The organism is Sphingobacterium cellulitidis, assembly GCF_043187465.1.
In the GTDB taxonomy this organism is placed as follows: Bacteria; Bacteroidota; Bacteroidia; order Sphingobacteriales; family Sphingobacteriaceae; genus Sphingobacterium; species Sphingobacterium cellulitidis.
Map to the genome: position 1 here is coordinate 3,200,311 of NZ_CP171136.1, position 11,152 is coordinate 3,211,462.

At 38.0% G+C, this 11,152-nt stretch carries 8 protein-coding genes; 5 read left to right on the forward strand and 3 right to left on the reverse strand.

What is annotated here, in order from left to right; all coding sequences use genetic code 11:
- Window positions 1–23: 23 nt before the first annotated feature.
- From ACF3OC_RS14160 to ACF3OC_RS14175, 4 genes are all read left to right on the forward strand, one after another.
- A complete protein-coding gene (locus ACF3OC_RS14160; protein ID WP_392469521.1) occupies window positions 24–263 on the forward strand; it encodes a ferrous iron transport protein A in 240 nt (79 codons plus the stop codon).
- The gene (feoB, locus tag ACF3OC_RS14165; RefSeq protein ID WP_094256045.1) at window positions 263–2,365 is read left to right on the forward strand and encodes a ferrous iron transport protein B; all 2,103 of its coding nucleotides are present in this window, start codon (window positions 263–265) and stop codon (window positions 2,363–2,365) included. The genes ACF3OC_RS14160 and feoB overlap by 1 nt, the downstream gene beginning before the upstream one ends.
- 384 nt (window positions 2,366–2,749) lie before the next feature.
- Entirely contained in the window at window positions 2,750–4,189 is a 1,440-nt protein-coding gene (locus ACF3OC_RS14170) for an amino acid permease (RefSeq protein WP_094256046.1), read from the forward strand.
- Window positions 4,190–4,196: 7 nt separating this feature from the next.
- A complete protein-coding gene (locus tag ACF3OC_RS14175; RefSeq protein ID WP_094256047.1) occupies window positions 4,197–4,865 on the forward strand; it encodes a lysoplasmalogenase in 669 nt (222 codons plus the stop codon).
- 45 nt (window positions 4,866–4,910) lie between these two features.
- On the opposite strand, the gene asnB is transcribed toward ACF3OC_RS14175, so the two are convergent.
- The 3 genes from asnB to ACF3OC_RS14190 form a co-directional block, all read right to left on the reverse strand.
- Entirely contained in the window at window positions 4,911–6,608 is a 1,698-nt protein-coding gene (asnB, locus tag ACF3OC_RS14180; RefSeq protein WP_094256048.1) for an asparagine synthase B, read from the reverse strand.
- A 267-nt stretch (window positions 6,609–6,875) separates the two neighbouring features.
- Window positions 6,876–8,714, reverse strand: coding sequence for a UbiD family decarboxylase (locus tag ACF3OC_RS14185; RefSeq protein ID WP_094256049.1), 1,839 nt, complete (start codon window positions 8,712–8,714; stop codon window positions 6,876–6,878).
- Window positions 8,715–8,776: 62 nt separating this feature from the next.
- Entirely contained in the window at window positions 8,777–9,649 is an 873-nt protein-coding gene (locus tag ACF3OC_RS14190; RefSeq protein ID WP_094256050.1) for a hypothetical protein, read from the reverse strand.
- 203 nt (window positions 9,650–9,852) lie between these two features.
- Between ACF3OC_RS14190 and ACF3OC_RS14195 the strand changes: the two genes are divergently transcribed.
- Window positions 9,853–11,088 (forward strand): deoxyribodipyrimidine photo-lyase, encoded by a 1,236-nt coding sequence (locus ACF3OC_RS14195; RefSeq protein WP_094256051.1) that lies wholly within the window; start codon window positions 9,853–9,855, stop codon window positions 11,086–11,088.
- Window positions 11,089–11,152 lie beyond the last annotated feature (64 nt).

The following is an 11,152-nucleotide window of genomic DNA, read 5'->3' on the forward strand; positions in this document are numbered from 1 at the left end:
AACACATAAATAATTCACGAATAATGCCGCAAAATATTAGCCTTGATAAATTAAAAATCGGAGACCTCGCTAAGATTAATGCAATACAAACTGCAGATATTCCTGCAAAATTTTATGAACTTGGATTCTACCCAGGTTCAGTGATTGAAATAAAACATAAAGCTCCTCTAAGTGGACCAATCTGTGTCAACATTATTGAAAACAATGCCCTGATCGCTATCCGTAAATCTGAAGCTAAACTCATCATAGCAGAATTAATATAATGAAAGATCCTAACATTGTCTTACTTGGAAACCCAAATGTCGGTAAGACCTCCCTATTTAACAGATTAACAAAACTCAACCAAAAAGTCGGAAATTACCCAGGCATTACCGTTGAGAAAAGAGAAGGTACTTTAAAAGCCAATAATAGAACTTATCATATCATTGACCTTCCTGGCACATACACTCTATTTCCTAACTCTTTAGATGAGGAAATTGTTTTTAAAATTTTAAGCCAGAAGGAAAATAAATATAAGCCCGATTTGACCGTCGTGGTGGCAGAACCATCCACACTAAAAAGAGGAATTATCCTTTACCAACAAGCACGTGAACTTGGATTACCTGCGATTTTCGTAGTCAACATGATTGACGAGGTAAAGAGTAAAGGTGTAAGTATTGACTTCCAAAAGTTAGAATCTTACTTAAAGACCAAGGTCTATCAGACCAATGCCCGTTCGGGATTAGGTTTGGAAAAGCTTATTGCATCGTTCGATGAGAAACCTTCCATCTATCTTGGAACATTTCAAATTCCTGAAAAATATACAGAAGCATTAAATGAAGCCAAGAAAATATTTCCTTTAGCTACTGAATACCTAACATGGCAATATCTGGCTCAGGAAAATGTAAGTTATCTGGATGAAGAGAAGCAAATCGCTCTAAAAAATATCCGTGATAAATATCAGCTTGATGCACATGAAATGCAGAAGACTGAATCCTTGATCAGACAAGATAAAATCACTGCAGAACTAGAGCGAATTTTAGTTAAATCTGAAAATCAAACTTTAGGGACAACTGGAAAAATTGACAAGATCTTATTGAATCCGGTATTCGGATATGTGATTTTCTTTGGGTTATTGTTCTTAATTTTCCAAGCCATCTTTAGTTGGTCAGGACCATTAATGGATTGGATCGACGGTTCGTTTGGAGAATTAACAGCCTATTTATCCTCCGTATTACCAGAAGGTCCCCTATCCTCTTTATTTGTGGATGGAATTGTCGCCGGTATTGGTGGTATTGTGATATTTGTTCCTCAGATTGTAATCTTATTCTTATTTCTATCCTTGATGGAGGAATCAGGCTACATGAGCAGGGTTGTATTTTTAATGGACAGATGGTTAAGACCATTCGGGTTGAATGGTAAATCAGTAATTCCATTGATGTCAGGTGCTGCCTGTGCTATTCCAGCAGTGATGTCTGCACGGAACATCGAAAATCCAAAGGAACGGTTGCTGACTATCTTGGTAACTCCATTTATGACCTGTTCGGCACGATTACCAATTTATATCGTTATCATCGGCTTGATCATTCCTGCAGATACATTCTTAGGATTTAATTTACAGGGAATCACATTATTTATCATGTATATCCTTGGGATTGTAGGAGCTTTGGGTTCTGCTTGGATATTAAATAAAGTGATCAAAAGCGTTCGTTCCTCTTTCTTAATTTTTGAACTTCCGACTTATAAATTACCAGATTGGAAAAACGTTTTGACCAATGTTTGGGATAAAGCTTCAGGATTTATTATTGAAGCGGGTAAGATTATATTGATGATTTCTATTGTCCTTTGGGTATTTGGAAACTTCGGTCCGAACAGAAAGTTCTATGACGCTGAAGAGATTGTTCAACAGAACAACCCAACGCTAAGCGCTGAAGACCTGGAGCGTGAGATTGGTTCCTACAAATTGGAACATTCCTTCCTAGGCTATATAGGAATGGGAATTGAACCAATCGTAAGACCATTGGGTTATGACTGGAAAATGGGAATCGGATTAATTTCATCCTTTGCAGCTAGGGAAGTATTTGTTGGAACGATGGCGGTTGTTTACAGTATGGGGCCAGATGTGGATATTGAAGATGAGGGCCAAAAGGGATCATTATTATCCCGGATGCGTTCTGAAATCAATACCAATACTGGCAAGCCAGCATACAATTTTGCCTCGGGAATTTCGTTATTATTATTTTACGCATTTGCCATGCAATGTATGGCAACGATTGGTGTGGTTCGTAAGGAAACCGGTTCGTGGAAATGGACTTTGATTCAAACCTTCTTCATGACTGGATTAGCCTACGTTGCTGCATTAATTGCATATCAAATTTTAAAGTAATGGGCTTAATTATTCAGTACATAATCATTTTCGTCCTATTTGTTATCGCATTATATGTGATTTTCAAACCCTTCTTTTCGAAGAAACCCAAATCGGGATGTGGTAAAGGATGTTGCAGCGTTGATATGACTGCAAAACAACAATAAAAAGTAAGGATTAAAAACGGGCAAACAAGAAATGTTTGCCCGTTTTTTTATGGAATAGCAGCAAGACCTACTTAACATAAGAAAAATTATTACGTCTTAAATATCGACAAGATGTTTTCTTTATTTTATTTGATGCACAAAAATTAAAATGAAAAATTTATCTTGTGGCTTTTATTAATCTAAGATCGGGTTTAGCCCCTTCGATAATCATTAACATCAGGAATTAACCTTCTTCAGCGTGCAAGAAAACAACAATAAAGAATTAAAAAGAGGTCTAAGTAATCGACATATACAGTTAATTGCTTTAGGTGGTGCTATTGGAACCGGATTATTTTTAGGGGTTGGTCAGGCAGCAATATTGGCTGGACCCTCCGTTATTTTAGGCTATGCAATTGCGGGCTTGGTTGCATTTTTTATCATGCGGCAATTAGGTGAGATGGTCGTTGAAGAGCCTATTTCAGGAAGTTTCAGTTCCTTTGCCAATAAATACTGGGGACCCTTTGCAGGATTTGCTTCGGGATGGAATTATTGGTTATTATACATCTTAGTGAGTATGGCTGAATTGACTGCCATCGGTAAATATGTACAATTTTGGTGGCCAGAAATACCTTTATGGACGTCTTCCCTATTCTTCTTTATCGTTATCAATGTAATCAATCTTGCTTCTGTGAAAGTATATGGGGAAACTGAATTTTGGTTTTCGATCATTAAGGTTGTTGCGATCATTGCCATGATTATCTTTGGAGCATACCTCTTACTTTCAGGAAATGGAGGAGAAAGAGCCACGGTAGAAAATCTCTACAATGATGGCGGCTTCTTTCCGCACGGTTGGCTCAGTGGCGGTGGAGATATCGCGTATTCCGGATTACTGGCAGCACTCGTCATAATAATGTTCTCTTTTGGGGGATTGGAATTGGTAGGGATTACAGCTGCTGAGGCTGAAAATCCTGAGAAAAACATCCCTAAAGCAACCAATCAAGTATTATGGAGAATCTTGGTGTTTTATGTAGGAGCGCTTTTTATCTTGTTTGCCCTAATGCCTTGGAGAACTATTACAGCAGATACCAGTCCTTTCGTCGAGGTTTTTGCGACCCTAAAAGGTTTCCAATTTGAGTTATTTGGAAAAACCTTTTACTTCACCAGTATCATTGCAAATGCTTTGAATGTCATTGTATTGACGGCCGCTTTATCGGTTTATAATAGCTGTGTTTATAGTAATTCAAGAATGCTTTACGGACTTGCTGAACAAGGAAATGCACCTAGGTTTTTAAAGAAATTAAATTCCAACTTCTCCCCTGTGAATGCCATTTTGGTTTCTGCCGCAATTGTGGCAATTACCGTTGTTATCAATAAAGTTATTCCGAAAGAAGCCTTAGGAATTTTGATGTCCTTGGTTGTTTCTGCCTTAATCATCAACTGGATCATGATTACCTTGACCCACATGTTCTTTAGAAAGCAAAAAGACAAGCAAGGCATAAAAACTAAGTTCCCTACCATTCTATATCCAATCAGTAACTACTTCAGCTTACTATTTTTAGTAGGTGTTTTGGTAATGATGTGGTTTACAGGGTTGAAAATTTCTGTAGAATTGATTCCAGCATGGATGTTGATTCTATGGATCAGTTATATCCTTGTAAAACGGAATAAAGCAAAGAATAATCCGATAGAAACGAATTAATCCTGAGATGAAGCAGTACAAATTATACATAGCATTTATTGTCATTGCGCTGCTTCATCTGTATAGTGTTTATGCTAATCTTCCTACCCTTCGGTATATCAGCAAGCCATTAATTTGTATCAGTCTGATTTATATCCTTTTCAAGGAAACCGGATTTAAAAGAAATATTGACAAGCTTGTTGGCATTGGTCTGTTCTTTGGTTGTTTGGGGGATATTTTTCTGATGTTGAAAGATATGTTCGTTGCTGGATTAGCTTCATTTTTGATAGGCCATGTCCTTTATGTGACTGCATTTATCAAACAAAGCAGTCCTAAAGAATTAAGCCGGCATAAGAGTTATATTCTGGTTGCAGGTATTTTGGCAAGCTATTCCTACTATCTCTATACCATCCTACAGCCAAGTTTAGGACCTTTAAAAATTCCTGTAATTTTATATATCATGGTGATTGCTGCGATGGCGTTTTTTGCCTATACCAGGAAATATCAAACCAACCTAGCCAGTTTTATCATTTGTATGCTAGGTGCTATTTTATTCATTGTATCCGATTCCATATTGGCTGTCAATAAATTTGTGGCTTATATTGCGGATTCGGGTCTATACATCATGAGCACCTATATTCTTGCCCAGTTTGGGATCACTGCAGGGATAATCCTCGACCAAAAAAATAGGCCATAATTTCTTACGGCCTACCTTAATACAAGTTGATATGATATGATTAAACTAAGATTTAAGCAATTCTTCTTGTGTTGTTTTTCCATAACTCTCATTATGTACATTGGCAACAGCTCTACCGGAAGGGTCGTTCAGGTTTTGGAATGAGGCATCCCAAGCTAAAGCTTCTGGCGTACTACAAGCAACTGATTTCACGGATGGTACTGTTTTAGCAGCTGCATCGGATGGGAAATGTGTCTCAAAAATACTTCTGTATAGATATTCTTCTTTGTTTTTGGGAGTATTGATCGGGAATCTTTTTGCTGCAGTTTCAAATTCAGTATCGGTAACTTTTGCTTCAGCCTGGGCTTTCAAAGTATCAATCCATGAATAGCCAACACCGTCTGAGAATTGTTCCTTTTGTCTCCAGGCAATTGATTCCGGCAAATAATCTTCAAAAGCTTTTCTCACAACCCATTTCTCCATTCTACCATCATTGATCATTTTATCCTCAGGGTTGATGGTCATAGCAATATCCATAAACTCCTTATCCAAGAAAGGAACCCTACCTTCTACCCCCCATGCAGCCAAAGACTTGTTGGCGCGGAGGCAATCATATAGATAAAGTTTTTTCAATTTTCTAACAGTCTCTTCATGGAATTCCTTGGCATTTGGAGCTTTATGGAAATAAAGATATCCACCGAATAACTCATCTGATCCTTCGCCAGATAACACCATTTTAATCCCCATGGATTTGATTACCCTCGCCAATAAATACATTGGTGTAGAGGCCCGAATAGTAGTTACATCATAGGTTTCCAAATGATAGATTACATCCCGGATGGCATCCAAGCCTTCTTGAATAGTAAAGTTTACCTCATGATGAATAGTACCGATATGGTCGGCAGCTTTTTGGGCTGCAATCAAATCTGGAGAACCTTGTAATCCTACGGCGAATGAATGCAATTGCGGATACCATGCTTCCTCCTCATCATTGGATTCAATTCTCCTGGAAGCGAATTTTTTGGTGATAGCTGCAATTACGGAAGAGTCCAAACCACCTGATAGTAAAACACCATAAGGTACATCCGACATCAACTGATGATATACAGCATCCTCTAATCCCTTTCTTAATTTGGCGATATCTGTTTCATTTTCTTTTACCGTATCATAGGCTTCCCAATCTCTTTTATACCAGCGCTGTGGCTCCAGACTCTCTTTGCTGTATAGGTAATGTCCTGGAGGGAATTGTTCAATTACTGAGCAGAACCCTTCCAATGATTTTAATTCAGACGCGACGAACAGTTGTCCGAACTCGTCTTTCCCATAATATAGAGGAATAATTCCTATGTGATCTCTGGCGATAAAGAAGGAATCATCACGTGAATCGTACAATGCGAATCCAAAAATTCCGTTGAGCTCTTCCACAAAAGCGGGACCTTTCTCAAGATATAGAGCCAGTACAACTTCAGAGTCTGATAAGGTCGAGAATTGATAATTAGGCAATGAATTTCGCAGTTCCTTATGATTATAGATTTCACCATTTACAGCAAGTACCACTTGCCCATCTGGGCTGAATAAGGGTTGACTTCCTGATTTAGGATCTACGATCGCTAAACGCTCATGGGCTAATACAGCCTTCTCTGAGCTATAAATCCCTGACCAATCTGGTCCTCTATGACGAATTCTTTTCGACATTTCCAAGACCTGCGGTCTTAAGGACTCCAAGGGTTGCTTCAATTCAAATGCTCCGACAATTCCGCACATACGATTATTGTTTTGTTAATTTTTTATCTGTTTCTATGAATTATTGACACAAAGTAAAGTAATAAAAAACAATATTCATAATGTTTTTTAATTTTTATTGAATATTTAATAATTATTTATTCGAATGGTTGCATTATTTACAGGAAAACAAGCTTTTTGTTAAAAATATCCTTCATTCATGGACTTTTTTTAGATCTAATTGTTTCAAAAACGAAAAAAGCCGATTCATTTAAATGAATCGGCTTTGCTATAAAACTGTTCTCTCAATTAGATAATTCTGTGTAAAGAACCACCTTTAGCACCTAACTGATCAACTCTTTTTTCTACTTCAGGATCTTTAATAAGATCAGGGGCATGATGAGGTTTACTTCTGGCATCTATAATTACAGGACCCATACAGCCCCAATGCTTATGTGAAGTAAAACTGTCAATACCGTAGATATCATAAGCCGGGTTTGATCTAGTAAAAGTAACCCAGACAAAATTATTTTCATTTTCAGCAGTGAAAGCAGCATCATCAGCCAGAACGATCAATTGAATACCATTCCAATTTTGATCCTTTGCTGCCTCGCACCATTCTTCCATAACCTTGGCTTCCTCTTCATAACTTGTGAAAGCTTTACCATCCACAACAATGATTCCAGGCAATGCTAATTTCCCTTGATTAAACGGTCTTGGTAAGTCAAGTCCTGCTGGATACTCTGTGACCAATTTTCTTTTCACATCCCCTACTGCTGCGAAAGTTACTTTCGAACCAGCATTCAATCCATCACCTGTATAATCCAAGGTATCGATGGTGGTATTGGTCAAGAAGTGTAAGTCCCGGCTCAGGTCAATTCTTTCAAAAATATGGGTAAAGAAATCCTTAATGCTATGAATATCAAGTTTAGGATTATCTTCAAAAGCCGAGATAAATAAATATTTTGCCAAACTCAATTGGTTTGTTCCCAATATCTGATTAGCAATGGTCAGGACCTCTTGAGGTCTATCTACCTTCTGGTAAGGCGTATATCTTTCACTTCCGATTGCAAATAAAAGTGGGTGAACACCAGCAGGGTCCACAGCATGCACTGCATGCAGACCTCCAATTTGCTGAGGAATAGCATTACCTGTAATTTCATGGATCAATGCTCCGAAACTCGTATCCTCTTGAGGTGGTCTACCTACGACCGTAAAAGACCAAATAGGATTTTGACGGTGATAAACCTTATGCACTTTCATTAATGGGAATGGGTGAATGAGAGAATAATAACCGATATGGTCACCAAAAGGACCTTCAGGTTTATTCTCATTTGGGTAGACTGTCCCAGTAATGACAAAATCGGCATCTGCAGAAATACAGAACCCTTCCTCATCATAAAAATATCGGAACCGGCGATTCCCTAATGCTCCTGCAAAAAGCATTTCTGAAAGACCTTCCGGCAAAGGCATAACAGCAGACAAAGGATGCGAAGGCGGGCCACCCACGAAGACACTTACCTTCAAGGGCTTTCCAAGCTCATTTGCCTTGGTCTGATGTATCCCTATTCCACGATGTAATTGATAATGCAGTCCGATCTCTTGATTCTGGATATATTCATTCCCAGCCAATTGAATTCTATACATACCCAAGTTTGCATTCATTATTCCAGGCTTGGTAATATCCTCCGAATAAACTTGTGGCATGGTCACAAAGGGACCTCCGTCCATTGGCCAATTTACGATTTGTGGAAGTTCAGAGATCTGGGTCTGACCATAAAGAATAGGTGCTGAGGACTTTTTTTTCCATGGCAATGCACCTAAGGCTACCATCGAAGAACCAGCATAGGTAAATGGTTTTTTCAAGACAGACATTGGATTCATCTTGACATCCACCAATTTCTTCACATGGTCCAGGGTATCACGGAACATGAATTTTGAGCGATCCAAAGTTCCAAAAAGGTTGGAAACTGCAGGAAACTTAGATCCTTTAATATTTTCAAAGAGTAAGGCAGGTCCTTGTGCATCATACACCCGCATATGGATAGACGCCATTTCTAGATAAGGATCAACTTCTTCTTTGATACGAATTAAATGACCATTTCTTTCCAGGTCCGTCACACATTCTTGTAAACTCTTATATCCCATAATAAATAGCTCGAATAGCTACAAATGTAAGCTAATAGTGGCAATTTAAGAAGGTTTAAAAATTATTGGTCAAGCTTGATGACCTGATCTAGAGGGGTAAAGGAAAAAAGCATATCGTTTTTCCATGAGGTATTGTCGATGGGATATTCTTTCTCCATCAGTCTTTTGAAATCGATGATATCTTCCTTGTGAATATGGTAAGCTTTCCGAAAGACCAAGCTCATGATAAAGTGTGGCAATAGAATACTTTTAACATCAGCATTCGGATACAGCATTTTCTTGTAAAGGCGGAACATTTCTTGAACAGTAATGGTACTAGGGCCTCCTATTTCAATTGTTTCATTGATGAAATGCTTATCCCAATCGACATTATAGATCCATCGCAATAGGTCCAAAGAAGAGATTGGGTTAAATCTCACATTGGCAAACAGCTTATCATAAGGCAGATATTTCCCATTGATCAATCGGTGCATGTATTTATCCAGGACACTACCCTTGCCTATCGCTAGGTTTTTGAGCACAATGGTGTAAGTGATATTAGACGATTTCAAGAGCGCATCAATATCTTTGATAAAGGGCTTATCCATCAATCTAGCGATATATACAATCCGTTTACCTCCATTGCGCTTAGTGAGCTCAATAAAGTTTTTCAACGTTATAAGTTCTAAATTAAGATTTACAAGTTCGCCTAATGTAGGAACATGAGTAATATATATAGACAAGCCAATTCCAGAATCGATAGAAAAACCATCAAATTCCTTCCCTTTTCTTAACAAATCAACTTTATCAAGCGTGGCTGTTATTGATTCGAAGACTTTCGATTTAAATAAATCGAGGTCACGAGCAATACCATGTACATTAAAGTCCTCCCTACTTAAGTTACCCATTGCCCGATTACCTAAATAGGAATTCAGACCAGATAATAACACTTCCATCTCACCTCCGGTATTTATTATATTTTATTAAATGCTAACAGAATTAAACTGCGAAAGTTTAAAATTTCTAAAAATTTTACAAAAAAAACAAAAATTAACAATTAATCACATTGTCTAGGGGATGTAAAAATTCGGGGCAGGCTTACCCCTAGAAGCATATAATAGCCTATATTTGTTAAGTAACGCATTTCTGGGAAAATAGTATGAGTAAAAAAGTAGTTCTTGTTTGGTTTAGGAATGATTTAAGGCTGCATGATAATGAAGTATTAACTGAAGCTATAGCAAAATCAGACTTAATCATCCCTGTTTACTGTTTTGACCCACGTTATTTCCACAAAAACAAATTCCAATTCAACAATACGGGCATAAAAAGGGCGCAATTTCTATTGGAATCTGTACTGGATCTAAAGGAAAAATTGCTAAGTATGGGCAGTGACCTGATGACCTTTGTCGGTAAGCCCGAAGATATCCTTCCAATATTATGCGCCAAATATGAGGTTAGTGAAGTTTATCATCATCGTGAAGTCGCTTCACGCGAGACGCAAATCTCAGAACTGGTGGAAGCAGCATTGTGGGATAACAAAATCAACCTCCGCCATTTCATAGGTCACACTTTGTTTCATAAAGAGGACCTTCCATTTCCGATCAAGGATATTCCTGATAAGTTCAATATTTTCAGAAAGAAAATCGAGCGAGAGAGTTCAGTTCGGGCACCATTGGTAGCACCTGATAAGATCTTAAGTCCTCAGCATTTGGAAACAACAAGCTTACCAAGTTTATTGGATCTCGGTTATTCAGAGGAAGAGATTAATCAATTGGGTTCGCAGAATTTCGAAGGTGGTGAACAAAACGGAATTGATAAGCTTCAAAACTTATTGGATCCGAGTTATGATAATTTCCAAAACTTCTCCTTAGTCTCTCCATACATTGCAATAGGGTCCTTATCGCCTATTTATGTTTACCATGAGATGCAGAATTCATCCTTAAGCCAAAACAAGAAAAGGTTTGATCGATTGATGACAATGTTGTTATGGCGTGATTATTTCCGCTTTATGTTGAAGAAATACCCGAATGTATTTTTTAAACTGAATGGCATTGAATCGGAGGCGAAGAATTCTGAGTCCATCAATGAAGAACTTGTTATGAGTTGGAAAACGGCCAACACAGGTGAAAGTGGCATTGATGAGATCATCCAAAACCTTTTGGACACTGGAAACATTACATATGCAGAAAGAAGATTGATTTCCAAATACTTCACCCAAGAACTAGGGTCAAACTGGTTGGCTGGAGCAAGTTTTTTTGAGGAACATCTTTTAGATTATGCCCCCGCAACGACATACGGTTTTTGGTCGCACATGGCAGCTGTTGGCACTAGTCCAAAAGAAAACAGCTGCGCTGACTGGCAAGACCTTGCTAAAAGATTATATGTTTCAAAATAAGAGATTAGGCATTAAGGCTGCTCTAAAACTTGACATTTCATTCTAAAAACCTTAAGTTTTATCA

Coding starts and splice junctions, on each gene's coding strand:
- ACF3OC_RS14195 (WP_094256051.1), top strand. CDS start 9,853: ATGAGTAAAAAAGTAGTTCTTGTTTGGTTTAGGAATGATTTAAGGCTG.
- ACF3OC_RS14175 (WP_094256047.1), top strand. CDS start 4,197: ATGAAGCAGTACAAATTATACATAGCATTTATTGTCATTGCGCTGCTT.
- feoB (WP_094256045.1), top strand. CDS start 263: ATGAAAGATCCTAACATTGTCTTACTTGGAAACCCAAATGTCGGTAAG.
- ACF3OC_RS14160 (WP_392469521.1), top strand. CDS start 24: ATGCCGCAAAATATTAGCCTTGATAAATTAAAAATCGGAGACCTCGCT.
- ACF3OC_RS14190 (WP_094256050.1), bottom strand. CDS start 9,649: ATGGAAGTGTTATTATCTGGTCTGAATTCCTATTTAGGTAATCGGGCA.
- asnB (WP_094256048.1), bottom strand. CDS start 6,608: ATGTGCGGAATTGTCGGAGCATTTGAATTGAAGCAACCCTTGGAGTCC.
- ACF3OC_RS14185 (WP_094256049.1), bottom strand. CDS start 8,714: ATGGGATATAAGAGTTTACAAGAATGTGTGACGGACCTGGAAAGAAAT.